Origin of the sequence: Geobacillus sp. DSP4a (assembly GCF_013096875.1) — a bacterium.
GTDB classification, from domain to species: domain Bacteria; phylum Bacillota; class Bacilli; order Bacillales; family Anoxybacillaceae; genus Geobacillus; species Geobacillus thermophilus.
In genome coordinates, this window is sequence record NZ_SDLD01000022.1 from 15744 (window position 1) to 31296 (window position 15553).

Sequence of the window (15553 nt, forward strand, 5' to 3'; positions counted from 1 at the left end):
GCAGAATTTATCTTTTTAATCGCGAAAGATAATCAATATCATAATTGCACCTGTAAAGCAATTGAGTCTGGACATGGCATCGTCATTCGACTTGTATGATGGGATAGAACGGGAGACAGGATGAGAAAACATGAAAAAATGGATGGTGCTTCTTGTTGTTTTGGCTGCGGCATCATTGTTTGTCGGTGTGCATGATTTATCGCCTCGCGAGCTGTTTGCCGGCGACCGTGAGGCGTGGGAAGTGTTTTTGATCAGTCGCTTGCCGAGGCTCATCAGCATTCTGATCGCCGGGTCAAGCGTGAGCATTTGCGGCTTGATCATGCAGCAGTTGAGCCAAAACCGATTTGTGTCGCCGACGACGGCGGGAACGATGGATTGGGCGCGGCTTGGCCTGTTGGTGTCCATGATTGCATTCGCTGCCGCAGGGCCGCTTGTGAAGGCGGCTATTGCCGTTGTGTTTGCGTTTGCGGGGACGCTGCTGTTTATAACGGTTTTGGATCGTGTGAAGTACAAAGATTCGATCTTTATTCCGCTCATCGGCTTGATGTTTGGCAATATTGTCGGTTCTGTCACGACGTTTTTGGCTTATAAATATGATTTGATTCAATCGATGTCCGCATGGATGCACGGCGATTTTTCCGTTATGATGCAAGGACGTTATGAAATGCTGTATGTGAGCGTTCCGCTCATGGCAATCGCTTATGTATACGCCAATCGGTTTACGATCGCCGGCATGGGGGAGGAGATGGCGACGAACTTAGGGGTTCGCTACCGTTCGATTGTCTACACTGGTCTCCTCATTGTCGCTGTTGTTTCTGCTGTTGAGGTGTTGACGGTTGGGACGCTGCCGTTTTTAGGGCTGATCGTTCCGAACATTGTCACGATGTATTATGGGGATCATTTGCGCAAAGTATTGCCGTTGACAGCCATATTTGGCGCTTTGTTTGTGCTGATTTGCGATGTATTTGGCCGAGTCGCCATTTATCCATACGAAATTCCGATCGGCTTGACGGTTGGAGTAATCGGAAGCGGTGTCTTTTTATATTTGCTCGTAAGGAGAACGAAGCAGTATGTCTAATCGGATGAAAGTGGTTGTGCTCGTGGTATTGGCGCTCGGATTGATCGTGCTGTTTTTGTTTGCACACTTGCGAGGGGATTTTGACTATGTGTTGCGCTCGCGGAGCGAAAAGATTGTCGCGATGGTGCTTGTCGGTTGGGCGGGGGCGGTTTCGACCGTCTTATTTCAGACAATGACCAATAATCGTATTTTAACTCCAAGCATTATTGGGCTTGATTCCGTTTATATGCTTGTACAAACTGCTGTGGTGTTTTTGTTCGGTTCGACGACGTTGACCATGATGGGCAACACCTTGCACTTTCTCTTGTCTGCTGGGTCGATGATCGGTTTTTCAGTTTTATTGTATTCGTTTTTGTTTCACCGTGAAGGGCAAAATTTATATTTCATCTTGCTTGTTGGGATGATTCTCGGTACGTTTTTCCAAAGTTTGACGTCTTTCATGCAATATTTGATTGACCCAAATGAATTTTCCATCATTCAAGATCGAATGTTTGCGAGCATCAACAATATAAAAACAGACTTGCTTTGGCCGGCAGGCCTGCTCATTGCGGCTGCGACATTGTATACATACCGTCATCTTCACGAGTTGGACGTGCTGTCGCTCGGCAAAGATCATGCGATCAATTTAGGCGTGGCGTATGAAACGGTCGTCAAACGGCTGCTGATGATTGTGGCGGTGTTGGTGTCGGTTTCGACCGCGCTTGTTGGTCCCATCATGTTTTTCGGATTGATAGTCGCCAATGTGGCGTATGCGTTTTTTCAAACGTATGAACATCGTTATTTGCTTGCAGGAGCGGCGCTGTTCGGCATCATCGCCCTCGTTGGCGGCCAGCTGGTAGTCGAGCGAGTGTTCACCTTTTCGACGACGTTGTCTGTCATTGTCAACATGGTCGGAGGCGTCTATTTTCTATACCTTTTGTTAAAGGAGCGAAAAGCATGGTAGAGGTGAAACAAGTATTGAAGCGATACGGCGGGAAGACCGTGATTGACCGTGTATCTTTATCTGTTCCGCGCCGCAAGCTCACATCGCTCATTGGCCCGAACGGGGCGGGGAAAAGCACGCTTTTGTCCATGATGAGCCGCTTAATTCCAAAAGATGGCGGGGAAATCTGGATTGAAGGAAAGGAAATTGCTCGTTATCGGACAGAAGAGTTGGCGAAAAAAATTTCCATTTTGAAGCAATCCAACCACATTGCGGCTCGCTTGACGGTACACGAATTGGTGTCGTTCGGTCGCTTTCCGTATTCGCGCGGCCGCTTGACGCGCCAAGATCGCGACTATGTGCGTGAGGCGATCCGCTATATGGAGCTGGAGCCATTGCAAGACCGCTATATGGACGAGTTGAGCGGCGGACAGCGGCAGAGAGCTTATATCGCGATGGTGTTGGCGCAAGATACGGATTATATTTTCTTGGACGAGCCGTTGAACAATTTGGATATGAAACACGCCGTGCAAATGATGAAAGTGTTGCGCAAGCTGGTCGATGAGCTTGGCAAAACGATCGTGATGGTGATGCACGATATTAACTTTGCCTCCTGTTACTCCGATTATATGGTCGCGTTAAAAGATGGAGCGGTCGTCTGTGAAGGGGATGTTTCATCGATCATGAGCGATGAAGTGCTTCGCGGCATTTATGATTTGGATGTGCGCGTGCAGACGATTGAAAATCGGCGCATCTGTGTGTATTTTTAGCAAATTCCCATGAGAAAGCGTCCATCTTGACTAGTGAAAAAGCGGGCTGTGGAAGCCTATGGGCATGCTTGGTGAAGAGCTCCGTCTCGGATTCAAACATGGGACGGGGAGACGCGATCAAAGTCAAGTATATGAAGAAGATTCCAATTAAGCAAAAAATGGTTGAGTCGGCTTTCATGTTGACATCGGCAAGAAAGGGCGCCCCTTGTCGAGTGAATACGAAAGCCGTCAACATATAATTTGAATTTCCAAAGGGGGGTATAGCCAATGAAACAGCGTTGGCTGATGGTAGTGGTTGCTTTGCTTCTTGTCGTACTGGCTGCTTGCGGCAATAAGGAGACTGCAAGCAACGGAGCGAGTGGGAAGAATGACGAGAAGAAAACGGAACAAGCCGAGGAAATGACGATCAAGCACCAGCTTGGAGAGGCGAAAGTCAAGAAAAATCCAGAGAAAGTGGTTGTCTTTGATTTCGGAGTGCTAGACACCCTTGATAAACTAGGGGTGAAGGTGACAGCTTTGCCCCAGATGAACGTGCCGAAATACTTGGAGAAATATAAAAGCAGCGACTACCAAAACGTCGGCAGCTTGAAGGAGCCGGATTTTGAAAAATTGAGCGAAATCAAGCCGGATGTCATTTTTATTTCCGGTCGTCAAGCAAATTTGTATGACAAGTTGAAAGAGATTGGCCCAACCGTGTATATAGGGATTGACACTCAACATTATTGGGATTCATTTACAAACAATATGAAGCTGATCGGGCAAATGTTTGGCAAAGAAAAAGAAGTAGATGAGGAACTGGCCAATATTGAAAAACAAATCGAAGAAGTGAAGACAAAGGCTGCAGACAAAAAAGCGCTGATCATTTTGACGACCGGTGGGAAAGTGAGTGCATATGGAAAAGGGTCACGCTTTGGGATTATCCATGATGTGCTTGGCGTCCAGGCCGTTGACCCGAATTTAAAAGCGGATACACCGCACGGGCAAAACGTGTCGTTTGAATACATTGCCGAGCAAAATCCGGATTACTTGTTTGTCATTGACCGCGACGCCGTTGTAGAAGGAAAGCCGACAGCGAAGCAAACGATTGAAAATGCGCTTGTGAAAAAGACGAAAGCATATCAAAACGGCCACATTGTCTACTTGGATCCAAATTATTGGTATCTCTCAGGCGGCGGATTGACGTCGGTGTCGGAAATGATCAAACAGGTGGAAGAAGGATTGAAATAAAAGGACAGGCGGGCTTAGGCGGCCCGCCTGCTTTATCGTCATAAAATGACATTCTTAATTTTGTAGATTTCCCGTTCGTGTTCGATGACTTTGTTCGAGAGGAAGGTGATGTCAAGTTTGATGTTGTTCAGCTGTTCATTGAATGATTGGGCATGGTAATCGACTTTTTTCTCTAAGGAGTCGAGTCTTTGGTGGATGGAAGAAACTTCACCGTGAAGTTTGTGCACGTCCATCGCGAGGGCGTCGAGTGCGGCGTCGGTTTCATCCTGGCGGTGAAGCAGGGCAGACATCAAGTCATACAGCTCTTTTTGGCCGGCTTTGATATGGGCTTGTTCTTCTTCCAACCGTTTTTGGCCTTCAAGGAGAGCTTGCTGGATGCGTCGGAATTCTTCTTGCTCTTTCCGCATTTCCTGTTGTTCTCTTCGGATCTCCTGTTGCTCTTTCCGTATTTCTTGTTGTTCTCTACGGATCTCCTGCTGTTCTTTTCGCATTTCCTGTTGTTCTCTTCGGATTTCCTGTTGCTCTTTCCGTATTTCTTGTTGTTCTCTACGGATCTCCTGCTGTTCTTTTCGCATTTCTTGTTGTTCTCTACGGATCTCCTGCTGTTCTTTTCGCATTTCTTGTTGTTCTCTTCGGATTTCCTGTTGCTCTTTTCGGATTTCTTGTTGTTCTGCTTCCAGCCGTTTGTGGCTTTCGACGAGGAGGTGCAGCGTGTTCTCGATATGACCAAGGCGGTTGAACAACTGCAAGAGGATCTCTTCGCTCATGGTTGGCCCCTCTTTCATCTTAATTTCTTTCATTATAGCACATATGTTCTTGTCGGACAAGCACGAATGGTGTATATAGGAAAGCGTACAAACATATGATACAATGGATAAACAAACTGACAAGTCCCAGTGCGGATGTCGGCTAGTATGTTTTTAGAAAGGGATCGATGTATGCTTTACGTTTCTCCTGCCAAAATCGCAAGCTATTTTTATCACGAGTGCGAGCGGAATTTTTATTTTCAGTCGTTGGCGAAAGAACGACGCAGCGAGCTCGATGTGCCGGAAGAGCTGTTTGAGCGGCCCGCGGTGCATCAGAGCGTGCTGCGCCGAGGGGTTGAGTGGGAAGAGGAAGTGATTACGACCTATTTGGCCGGCCAAGTGCAGATGGGGAAGCGAGAGCCTGGCGCACCGATTTCCCACTGCTATTTGGATGGAGAGGAGACGATCCGCGAGCTGAAGCAGCCGAGCAAGCGCTATTTATACCAGCCGACATTGATCGCGCCGCCGCGCTTTTACGAACGGTACGGGTTGGATCTGAAAGTGATCCGATTTGCGGCGTGTCGTCCGGATTTGATTGAGTGCATTCCGGGGCAAAACGGCTTTGTGTTCCGCATCATCGACATCAAATCATCAGATGTGTTAAAGATTTCCCACCGCGTGCAAACGGCGCTGTACGCGTTGATGTTGTCCTCGGTGTTAGAGGAGCACGGCGTTAAGGGCAGCGTCGATTTGCGCGAAGCCGGGATATGGACGTACAAAACCGAGCAGCCGCAAGCAGCGGATATCAGCCAGTTGCTCCCGTATCTCGAACAGTTTTTGGCTGGCGAACTGACGGCGCTGGCTGGGAAGCAACCCGATGAGCTGTTTTGGCACTTAGATTACCGGTGTGAATGGTGTCCGTTTTATGACTATTGTTTCGACAAAGCACGGCAACAGAAGCACATTTCCCTCGTTCCGTACTTATCGAACTACACGTCCCGCTTTATCCGCGAGCGGCAGCTTCCGGAGACGATCGGAGAGTTTCGCCAATTTCTTGAACGTCAAGAAACGAGACACGTCCTAAAACAAAACGCTGGATTGGCGCGTCAACTTGGGCGGCTTGAAGCGCAGCTTGAGGCGATTGCGGAGGAAAAGGTCGTTCCGTATGACCGTGCGGTGACACATATGCCGATATGGGAAGACATCCGTCTGATTCTCACCGCGCAACGCGATCCACTGACGGGCAAGATCGCGGCGGCATCGCTGTACCGTGTTGGTGGAACAGACGTGTTTGGAACGGGATCGGAAATGCATCATGTTATTGCTGGTTCTCTGGAAGAATGCGACGCGGTTGGCCGAACGTTTGCCGATGCGCTGGACCGCCTGCTTCAGACGGTGCACGATTACAACCGGGAGCGAGAGTGGCGGTCGCAAAAATCGGTGCAGGCGTATGTCACCGACAACTATGAATGGGACAATGTGCAGCAGCTGCTTCAAGCGCTTTTGTTCGATCCAGACTATAACGAAAAAGCTGTTCGGCTGCTGTCGTATTTTCATAGCAGCTCACTAGCAAGTGCCAACGATCATCCAGATGAAATCGTTCCGCTTCCTGTCGTTGTGCTGACAACGGCTGTGAGTCAGCTGTTCGCCTTGCCGACGCATGTTGCGTACCGTCTTGAAGACTTGTCGCGGTATATTGCGGCCTACCATGATTCGCCGTTTCTGTACTCGGCGAGCGAGCGCTTTTCGTTCCGCTTGACAAACGCCATGAAACTGGATGTGCTGCATGATGCCTGGCAAACAGGGGACACGGAAACACGGCAAGCGGTCGAGAAGGAGCTGAGCCGCCGCCTTTGGGCTGCTCACAGCATCATTCAAGGCATCCGTGCGTGGGCCGAGAGCGTCCATCCTTCGCCGCTTATGGTCTGGACGGAAAAATTTGCGTTTCCTCATTCGGCTGATTACCGTGATCCGCTTGTGTCCAAGCTGGCGTTTATGGCGCGCTATGAGGCGCTATTAAACTACTTGGATATTCGCCAAAAGCGCCTGCTTCCGCTTTCGGAGCGGCTTGAGAACGGAGTGACGCTTCATGTCACGTACCTTGGCGGCGATCGGTTCCGATTGAACAACCGCCAGGCGCTTGAAACGATCGACCAGAAGGCGAGCTGGCTTTTGACGGAGTGCAATGAGGAAGGAGAAAAGGCGCAACAGACGTTTCCTGATCATAAGTACGCCAGTGAATGGAAGACGCCCCAACGGGTCAATTTGTACTTTACCCGCATTCGCGCCATCGAAGATAATGGCAAGACAGCTGAACTCGAGCTCGAGTTGCCCAAATGGCTCGACCGGTTCCCGCTTGTGGAAGGAGGGGAGTATTGGCTGTCGCTTCGGCATGCGGATTTTACCACCCCGCGCGTCTTGCAGGCGTTGCAACAGTTGGACGAGGACAATCATCGCATCTTGGACTTGATTCGCGATCCGATTCGCTATCGGAAAACGTTTCGTCCCAACTGGGATGCAGAGGAAGTCAAGGCGCTTCTCCGCCGAAGCGGGTTGACAAAAAGCCAGCGTCAGGCGTTTCTCCACTTTCTCCGCCATACGTTGACGCTCGTCTGGGGGCCGCCTGGCACCGGGAAAACGCATTTTATTGCCGTTGCTCTTCGGTTGCTGATGGAAATGTATGAAAAACGGGGGCGAAGGCTTGCCATTCTTGTTTCGGGTTTCACCCATGCGGCGATCGAAAACGTTCTGCGCAAAATTCAGGAGCTTGCGCCGCGGCGCAGCGTCCATATCGCGAAACTTGGTGAGATTCAGACGGAAAACGCCAAAGGAATCGCCGAGGTGGCGGACCGTGACCTTCCCCGATGGCTGGGCAACGGCGGGCATCGGGTGCTTGGCGCCACGCTGTACGGCATTCAAAGGGCGTATGAAAAAGGCTGTCTAGAAGAGTTTGACGTCGTCATTCTGGATGAGGCGTCGCAAATCCGCGTGGCCGATTCACTGTTGGCGTTACGCCATGTCAAAAAAGCAGGCAGGCTGCTTATCGTCGGCGACCATTTCCAGCTGCCGCCAATCATTCAAGGGGCGTATGCGGCCGCGGAAGGGGAGCCGCACCTGTTCGACTCGATTTTCCGCCTGCTGTTTGACGCCGATGTGGAGAAGCGGTATACCCGCCAACTGACGGACAATTTCCGCATGAACGAGGCGCTTTGCCGCTACCCGGCCGATCGGATTTATGGACGTGACTATACAGCGTTCAACCGCCAAATTGCCGAGCAAACATTGGCGCTCGTCGACGCTCCAACTGCCGATGAATGGGTGGAAGCGGCGATCGACCCTGACTATCCGCTTGTCGTCTGCACGTATGACGGTGTATACGGTGCCCAAGAAAACGAGGCGGAAGCGCGCTGGGTGGCGAGCATCGCGAAGGTGTTGCGGGAACGGCTTCTCGACAGCGAGGAAAAACGGTACGATGACTCATCAGAAGGCGACCAAGCGTTTTGGCGCCGCGGGCTGTTTATCATCTCGCCGCATCGGGCGCAAATCCGCGCCATTCGCCGTGAGCTTGAACACCAAGGACTGCGTCCGCCGTTTTTCGTCGATACGGTTGATAAAATGCAAGGGCAAGAAGTGGATGCGGCGATCATCAGCTACGGCGTCGCCGATCCGGAACTGGCTGTGATGGAAGGGGAGTTCATCTACAGTTTGAACCGCCTCAACGTTTCGCTTACACGGGCGCGGAAAAAGACGATCCTCTTCCTCTCGCGCCAACTGATGTCGCCGCCGCTTCAGGTGATCGGCAACGAGGAATACCGTGAAGGAGTGAATTTTATGCTCGGGCTCGAGCACTACGCTTCACGGCATGGGGAAGCCCGGGCATTCATGATCGACGGCGTCAAACTGTATATGTATCGGGTCGGCTGTTCTAAGCTTGAAAAGGTGGACCATTCCTCTCTTTGAAAACCGTATGAGCGGTCGCCATCCGCCATGCCGCCTTCTCCGTCTCATTGGCTCGTCTTGTTTTCGGTGCCGAATTCAGCCATGCACGGTCCGAAAACGGTCAAAAAACAGGGGGAGATGTGCATGGCGGTTTTTCTTTCGGGAACAGAAATATGGTGTTGATATACCAATGGTTTGAACGGTTGACGACTTTAGTCACTTGTTAAAGTTGACATAACCACATTTTATTTTTGAGAAGAGTAGAAGGGGTGTGCAAGAATACCCGTTGCAACCTTAGAAAATCAATGGTAAAATGAAGGTACTCTTGAAAAAGGAAGGTCTCGTTTAGAGGATAAAAACCGCAAGTAAATATGTTTCAACAAGATTTACTGAACGGATCTTGAAAATGAAAAAGGAAAACCTCGTTCAAAGGTTTTGCTCCCCCGCTTTTTGCAGAAGGCGGGGGTGTTTTTATGGCCAAAGGAAGGAAACCGGTGCGCCGTGGCGAAATAATGGAAATAAGATTCGTCAAAAAAAGCACCGCGTTGGGAAGGGCGAGGGGAGAGAGGGGGAGTGCCATGGCAAACGTCGGCGGGAGAAGGAAACCGGCAGCGGATGCAAGGCTTGAGGCGATCAAAAAGCTCTTTCCGGAAGCGGTTGTAGATGGGGGCATCGATTGGGAGTTGCTGAAGAAAGTGTTTGGCGGTCACGAACGGCAAGAAGCATATGAGTTCACGTGGCCGGGGAAGGCGGAGGCGAGGCGGCTCGCTGAGCTGCCTGCGTCCGGAGTATTGCGGCCGGATCAGGCAGCGAGCAAACAGTGGGAGACGACGAACAATTGGTATATTGAAGGAGACAATTTAGAGGCGTTAAAGCTGCTGAGAACGTCGCATGCGGGAACCATTCAAATGATTTACATCGATCCGCCGTACAATACAGGAAAAGTGCTCACGTACAAAGACAATTGGCGCAAGGGGAAAGCCGTTGTTCCTAGCGGAATCCAGGAAGAAGCGCGTGCCCATGCCGGCTGGCTCAACATGATGTACCCGCGCCTTTGGGTGGCGAGGGAGCTGTTAGCCGAGACGGGGGCCATCTTTATCTCCATTGATGATACGGAGCAGGCGAATTTGAGAAAAATGTGCGATGAAATTTTTGGCGAGCGGAATTTTGTCGCCACGTTCATTTGGCAGCGGGCGTTTTCGCCCGTGAATATGAACAAGTTCGCCTCGCGCAACCATGATTTCATTTTATGTTATGCGAAAAACATCGATCGCCTGGCTTGGTACGGCTTGCCGCGCCATCCGGAAGCGGATGGGCGGTATGCCAACCCAGACAATGACCCACGCGGTCCATGGACGTCAGGCGATTTGTCGGTGGGTCCGCCGATTCCGGAAAAGATTTATGAGATTGTGACGCCAAGCGGTCGGGTCGTTTCCCCGCCGAATGGGTATTGCTGGCGGGTGACGAAGGAGCGCTTCGCCGAGCTGGCGGCGGATAACCGCATTTGGTTTGGCAAAGACGGAAACGGGGTGCCGCGCCTGAAGCGGTTTTTAAGCGAAGTGAAGTCGACGGTGACGCCGCTTACGATTTGGACGCATGACGAGGTGTCCCATTCGCAGGAGGCGAAAAAAGAGTTAAAGGAGCTGTTCGGCGGGCTGGCGGTGATGGATTACCCGAAGCCGGTGAAGCTCATTCAGCGCATGGTGGCGCTGACAACGAAGGACAATGACATCATCCTCGACTTTTTTTCCGGCTCGGCGACAACAGCCCATGCCGTCATGCAGCAAAACGCCGAAGACGGCGGCCGGCGGTCGTTTCTCATGGTGCAGCTTCCCGAGCCGCTTGCGGAAACGTCAGCGGCGTATCGGGCGGGGTTTCGAACGATTTGCGACATCGGCCGCGAGCGCATCCGCCGCGCGGGGGAGAAAATCGTCCGTGAAACGGGGAAGACAGAGCTTGATATCGGCTTTCGTGTATTTCGGCTCGAGAAGAAATCGAAGCAGCCCGCTCGCTAGGCGGACGGGCTGCTTTTCGATTCGGCTGATGAAAAGCGCTTTGGTAAAGCAGGCGTTGCGTCTATGTTCCCAGTCCCTGATGTCCGTTGTTTCAGGCGCTTTTTACAATGACGGCGCGGCCCAGCGGTGGTCGACAAAGACGTCGTACTCCGCGGCAATCGTTTCTTTGAGCTCCGCTAAAGACGGGATGCCGTCGGCGAAAGTGTAGGTGTCAAGGCAAATGAGGGAGTATTCGTCGCCGGGATCAAATACGATGGTGACGACTTCTTCCGTTCCGGCGTCCACTTGCCGGACGGTGTCGCCGTCTTCCGGCTCAACGAGTACGTTTTGGTATGTTTCGCGAATCACGTAGTAGCCTTCCTGCAATTGTTCAGTGAATAGATGTTCGATGTCCGTCAGTTCGTGGACAATCATTATTTAAGTCCTCCTAACTTGTGAAATCATTCTCAATGTCAGTATATAACGTAGTCGCTGTCGATATAATAGATGCCGTGGAAAGTTCGAAAAGTTGTCATGTTTGCATGCCAAGCGTAGATAAGGTTGGGGGCAGGATTGACAAGGGAAAATAGCAGCTTCCTGCAAAAAGGCATCGCCCTCGTGGGAGGGCGATGTCAGCGTTTAACCAGTAACACTGCTTGCCTTCTGTCATCGATAGGCTGTTTAGGTGTAAATGATTCATTATTTTGCGATTTCTGTCGGACTGTTATGTTTTGAATCGAAAAGGGTGATTTGTTCATACTCGCCTTCCTTTAATACGCTTTGGTCGTTTTTCATTAAGTAGGTGTAGACACCAATCGCAATGAACAATCCAAATGTCCACGCGTTGTCCCAAAGAAAACGAAGTGGCGGTATGAATAAACCAAGTACAGGAATAACGACTCCCACAATCAGTGCGTACACTCCGTTTTTGTTAAACCCATTTGCATAATTGTAACGGCCATTCGGTTTGTACAGTTCTTTTAAGTGCAACTGTCTTCGGCGAACGAGCCAATAGTCCGCAATAGCAATGCCGTCAATGGGTCCAAGCAAAGCGGCGTATGTGCCAAGCCAGCCGAATATATAATTCCCAAAGTTGGACATAATATACCATGGCTGCAATAAAATAGCGAATAGTCCTGTGATAATCGCGCCAATTCCAAATGTAATTCGCTTCGGATATAAATTTTCGATCGCTCGGGCAGGGGCAACCACGTTGGCACCCACATTAATAGTTACAGAAGAGATGACAATAATAATAGTCCCTAATAGAATGACAAATGGGGGAAATTTAGCTAACAGCTGCACGGGATCCCAAATGGCTTGACCAAAAATCACAATGGTTGCTGAGGTTACGGCAATTCCGATAAATGAAAAAACAGTCATTGTAATAGGCAAGGATAAACTTTGGGCAACCATTTGTGATTTCTGACTCTGTGCGTATCGGCAAAAATCAGGGATGTTTAATGCCAATGTGGCCCAAAAGCCGATGACGCCAGTTAAAGAAGGGAAAAAGACTTTCAAAAATTCACCGGTTGTTTCGAACTTAGAAGGAGTCTCTAAAATCGGTCCCCATCCTCCGGCGTTCGTAAATGCCCAAATGAGCAAAATGATGGAAGAAATCCCGACAACAGGTGCAGCCACTGCGCTTAGCTTTTTGATGCCTTCTGGGCCTCTATAAGCAATGCTGATATTTAAGATCCAAAATAATGCAAATACGATGGCTGTATGTCCCGGTAAATTCCCCCACGAAGAGAATGATGCCATGAGTAATGTGTCAATGGCTTCTGTTCCGATCCACGTATTGATTCCAAACCATCCGGCTGCTACAAGGGCCCGGGCTAAAGTGGGAATATGGGCGCCTTTATCTCCAAACCAAAGCCGGGCAAACACAGGATAAGGAATCCCGAATTTTGTTCCTGCATGAGAGTTTAATAAAATCGGAATAAGGACGATCACGTTCCCCAGAAAAATGGTACCAACAGCTTGCCACCAGTTCATTCCTAAAGCAATCATGCCGCTGGCCATGGTGTATGAAGGAATGCATAAACACATTCCAATCCACAATGTAGCAAAATTGATTCCTTTCCATGAATGTTCTTGCCTTGTTGTCGGACGCAAGTCATCATTCCATAAAGGACTTCCACTGACTTCTTGTGCGGCTTCCTCCGTCAAGACCACAATCCCATTGTGTTCAATTTGTGTTTTCATTCATATCCCCCTTTTTTTTAAAAATCCAGTGTATAAAAGAGAAATTTAAGAAAATTCTATCTATACTATGTAAATTTTTCATTATACGATTTGTCAAATAAGAAAAAGAGAAATCTATTCATTATGTAAAATGTGTAACTATTCCTCACATTTTGATGTTCTCAATACCTAGGGAGCAACTTCGTCTAGCTGTATATTTATTTCGCTGAAATTTACATAGTGAACAATCAATGTTTTCTATTATTTAACAAAGTGTATAATGAAAAGCTGGTGATTTACTATGTAGAATATTCTTAAAGTTCAGCCTAATTGTGAAACCAGATAAAATGAAGAAGGAGTGATTGGAGCATGGCTGATCAAGTGACCATTGGTTTGATCCAAGCTTCTCATAATGTGCATGGGGACGAGCCGGTCGAGGTTCATAAGGAAAAGGCGATTGAAAAGCACGTCAAGCTTGTCAAGGAGGCAAAAGATCGGGGAGCACAAATCATCTGTTTGCAAGAGATTTTCTATGGCCCTTATTTCTGCGCCGAGCAAAATACAAAATGGTATGAGGCGGCGGAAGAAATTCCAAATGGTCCGACGACCAAAATGTTTCAGGAAATAGCAAAACAGCTGGGGGTAGTGATCGTTCTACCGATTTATGAAAGGGAAGGAATTGCTACTTACTATAATACGGCAGCTGTCATTGATGCCGATGGAACCTACTTAGGAAAGTATCGCAAACAGCATATTCCGCATGTCGGGGTAGGAAACGAGGGCTGTGGATTTTGGGAAAAATTTTATTTTAAGCCTGGAAATTTAGGCTATCCGGTATTTGATACCGCATTTGCCAAGATCGGCATTTATATTTGTTATGACCGTCATTTCCCAGAGGGAGCGCGAATTTTAGGACTAAAAGGCGCTGAAATTGTGTTCAATCCATCCGCTACGGTAGCAGGTCTCTCCGAATATTTATGGAAACTGGAACAACCGGCTCATGCCGTTGCCAATGGCTATTACGTGGCTGCCATCAATCGGGTTGGATATGAAGCACCGTGGAACATGGGAGAGTTTTACGGGCAGTCTTATTTGGTTGATCCTAGAGGGAACTTTGTGGCCATGGGCAGCCGTGATCAAGATGAAGTGGTGATTGGCGTTATGAATAAGAAGATGATTCGGGAAGTGCGCGATATTTGGCAATTTTACCGTGATCGTCGTCCGGAAACCTATAGTGAAATGACGGCTTTACTTCCATAGAAAGCAGCGAGAAAGGGGAGGAGGGAATGACTCTATTCCCTTTCTTTAAAAATGACGCGTGGAGGGGGATGGAGATGGAGCAATCACGTTTGGAAAAGAACTTTGAAGAAGTAGAGCCTGGCTTGACAGATCGAGAAGCAATGGAAGAAGCGAATCGATGTTTGTACTGTTATGACGCTCCTTGTATTCGAGCTTGTCCGACAGGGATTGATATCCCCGCTTTTATCAAAAAAATTGCTTCTGGGAATGTAAAAGGGTCAGCGAAAACCATTATGTTGTCAAACCCGGTTGGCGCCAGTTGTGCAAGAGTGTGTCCGACAGAGGAATTATGTGAAGGGGCTTGTGTTTTAAATCATTCTACAAAACCCATTATGATTGGAAAATTGCAGCGATATGCGACCGATTGGGCGATCCGAAATAAAGAAGTATTATTCCAAGCGGGACGAAAAAATGGAAAAACAGTGGCGGTTGTCGGCGGCGGCCCTGCTGGATTATCATCGGCCAGAGAACTAGCTCGTCTTGGGTATGAAGTGACCATTTTTGAAGCGGAGAACCAAGCAGGCGGGCTAAACACGTATGGCATTGTTTCTTTCCGCCTCCCTCAAAATATCTCGTTGTGGGAAGTCAATCAAATCAAAAGCTTAGGCGTGCAAATCCGCACGAATACAAGGGTTGGTAAGGATATTGAAGTAAACGAGCTCCTAGAAAATTATGATGCTGTTGTTTTAGCTGTTGGCATGGGGAAAGTGCCAAAGTTAGGAATCCCGGGAGAAGATTTGGACGGAGTATATGATGCCATTGAGTTGATTAAAGAGACGAAAACAAAACCGTTGACTGATCGGCTGGTGGGGAAAAGGGTAGTTGTGATAGGTGCGGGAAATACCGCGATTGATGCAGCTACCTGTTCGGTGCGTCTAGGAGCGGAAAATGTAAAAATTTTATATCGCCGGACGAAAGAAGAAATGACAGCTTATGAATTTGAGTATGAGTTTGCCAAACAGGATGGTGTCGAATTTCGCTGGCTAACAGCACCCAAAAGGATTATTGGCGACAGTAAGGGCAAGGTTACTCATGTTGAATGCGTTCGGATGGAATTGGGAGAACCAGACGCTGATGGCCGCCGCCGCCCTCTTCCGGTTGAGGGATCGGAATTTATTATGCCGGTTGATGTTGTCATTAAAGCCATTGGGCAAGAGCGCCATATCGAATTGATTGAAGCTTTTGGATTAGAGCATGATCATGGCGTAGTCAAGGTGAATCCTGAAACTTATCAAACGTCGAATCCGAAGGTGTTTGCTTGTGGGGATGTGATTTTTGAAAGAGGAAAAGGCGAAGCGATGGTGGTGGTGGCAGCGCAGCAAGGGAAGGAAGCAGCTTACGGGATTCATCGATATTTGACAAAGGCAGTAAGCGAAACGGCCTAAATGAGA

The 15553-nt window shown here is 49.0% G+C and carries 11 protein-coding genes; 8 read left to right on the plus strand and 3 right to left on the minus strand.

Annotated features, from left to right (window positions below; genetic code table 11):
* The first annotated feature begins 130 nt into the window (after positions 1-130).
* From ETC02_RS09340 to ETC02_RS09355, 4 genes are all read left to right on the plus strand, one after another.
* Positions 131-1078: an ABC transporter permease gene (locus ETC02_RS09340; RefSeq protein WP_063329523.1), complete on the plus strand. Its 948-nt coding sequence runs from the start codon at positions 131-133 to the stop codon at positions 1076-1078.
* Entirely contained in the window at positions 1071-2021 is a 951-nt protein-coding gene (locus ETC02_RS09345; protein ID WP_013145614.1) for an iron chelate uptake ABC transporter family permease subunit, read from the plus strand. Before ETC02_RS09340 ends, ETC02_RS09345 begins: the two co-directional genes overlap by 8 nt.
* Positions 2015-2770, plus strand: coding sequence for an iron ABC transporter ATP-binding protein (locus tag ETC02_RS09350; protein WP_015374606.1), 756 nt, complete (start codon positions 2015-2017; stop codon positions 2768-2770). The genes ETC02_RS09345 and ETC02_RS09350 overlap by 7 nt, the downstream gene beginning before the upstream one ends.
* A gap of 267 nt (positions 2771-3037) precedes the next feature.
* The gene (locus ETC02_RS09355; RefSeq protein ID WP_171698226.1) at positions 3038-3997 is read left to right on the plus strand and encodes a siderophore ABC transporter substrate-binding protein; all 960 of its coding nucleotides are present in this window, start codon (positions 3038-3040) and stop codon (positions 3995-3997) included.
* Between the two features lie 38 nt (positions 3998-4035).
* On the opposite strand, the gene ETC02_RS09360 is transcribed toward ETC02_RS09355, so the two are convergent.
* The gene (locus ETC02_RS09360) at positions 4036-4764 is read right to left on the minus strand and encodes a hypothetical protein (RefSeq protein WP_171698227.1); all 729 of its coding nucleotides are present in this window, start codon (positions 4762-4764) and stop codon (positions 4036-4038) included.
* A gap of 171 nt (positions 4765-4935) precedes the next feature.
* Between ETC02_RS09360 and ETC02_RS09365 the strand changes: the two genes are divergently transcribed.
* Together ETC02_RS09365 and ETC02_RS09370 are read left to right on the plus strand one after the other, a co-directional pair.
* Positions 4936-8703 carry a bifunctional RecB family nuclease/DEAD/DEAH box helicase gene (locus ETC02_RS09365; RefSeq protein WP_171698228.1) on the plus strand — a complete coding sequence of 1256 codons (3768 nt, stop codon included), beginning with the start codon at positions 4936-4938 and terminating at the stop codon, positions 8701-8703.
* A gap of 557 nt (positions 8704-9260) precedes the next feature.
* Positions 9261-10697 (plus strand): site-specific DNA-methyltransferase, encoded by a 1437-nt coding sequence (locus tag ETC02_RS09370; RefSeq protein WP_171698229.1) that lies wholly within the window; start codon positions 9261-9263, stop codon positions 10695-10697.
* A 102-nt stretch (positions 10698-10799) separates the two neighbouring features.
* Here ETC02_RS09370 and ETC02_RS09375 read toward each other — a convergent pair whose 3' ends face one another.
* Both ETC02_RS09375 and ETC02_RS09380 read right to left on the minus strand, forming a co-directional pair.
* Entirely contained in the window at positions 10800-11111 is a 312-nt protein-coding gene (locus ETC02_RS09375) for a hypothetical protein (RefSeq protein ID WP_074044626.1), read from the minus strand.
* Between the two features lie 264 nt (positions 11112-11375).
* Entirely contained in the window at positions 11376-12884 is a 1509-nt protein-coding gene (locus ETC02_RS09380) for an NCS1 family nucleobase:cation symporter-1 (RefSeq protein WP_100659836.1), read from the minus strand.
* A gap of 348 nt (positions 12885-13232) precedes the next feature.
* Between ETC02_RS09380 and ETC02_RS09385 the strand changes: the two genes are divergently transcribed.
* Together ETC02_RS09385 and ETC02_RS09390 are read left to right on the plus strand one after the other, a co-directional pair.
* Entirely contained in the window at positions 13233-14123 is an 891-nt protein-coding gene (locus ETC02_RS09385) for a nitrilase-related carbon-nitrogen hydrolase (protein ID WP_171698230.1), read from the plus strand.
* Between the two features lie 74 nt (positions 14124-14197).
* Positions 14198-15547, plus strand: a complete 1350-nt coding sequence (locus tag ETC02_RS09390; protein ID WP_011230917.1) for an NAD(P)-dependent oxidoreductase — start codon at positions 14198-14200, stop codon at positions 15545-15547.
* Positions 15548-15553 lie beyond the last annotated feature (6 nt).

Coding starts and splice junctions, on each gene's coding strand:
- ETC02_RS09340 (WP_063329523.1), top strand. CDS start 131: ATGAAAAAATGGATGGTGCTTCTTGTTGTTTTGGCTGCGGCATCATTG.
- ETC02_RS09345 (WP_013145614.1), top strand. CDS start 1,071: ATGTCTAATCGGATGAAAGTGGTTGTGCTCGTGGTATTGGCGCTCGGA.
- ETC02_RS09350 (WP_015374606.1), top strand. CDS start 2,015: ATGGTAGAGGTGAAACAAGTATTGAAGCGATACGGCGGGAAGACCGTG.
- ETC02_RS09355 (WP_171698226.1), top strand. CDS start 3,038: ATGAAACAGCGTTGGCTGATGGTAGTGGTTGCTTTGCTTCTTGTCGTA.
- ETC02_RS09360 (WP_171698227.1), bottom strand. CDS start 4,764: ATGAGCGAAGAGATCCTCTTGCAGTTGTTCAACCGCCTTGGTCATATC.
- ETC02_RS09365 (WP_171698228.1), top strand. CDS start 4,936: ATGCTTTACGTTTCTCCTGCCAAAATCGCAAGCTATTTTTATCACGAG.
- ETC02_RS09370 (WP_171698229.1), top strand. CDS start 9,261: ATGGCAAACGTCGGCGGGAGAAGGAAACCGGCAGCGGATGCAAGGCTT.
- ETC02_RS09375 (WP_074044626.1), bottom strand. CDS start 11,111: ATGATTGTCCACGAACTGACGGACATCGAACATCTATTCACTGAACAA.
- ETC02_RS09380 (WP_100659836.1), bottom strand. CDS start 12,884: ATGAAAACACAAATTGAACACAATGGGATTGTGGTCTTGACGGAGGAA.
- ETC02_RS09385 (WP_171698230.1), top strand. CDS start 13,233: ATGGCTGATCAAGTGACCATTGGTTTGATCCAAGCTTCTCATAATGTG.
- ETC02_RS09390 (WP_011230917.1), top strand. CDS start 14,198: ATGGAGCAATCACGTTTGGAAAAGAACTTTGAAGAAGTAGAGCCTGGC.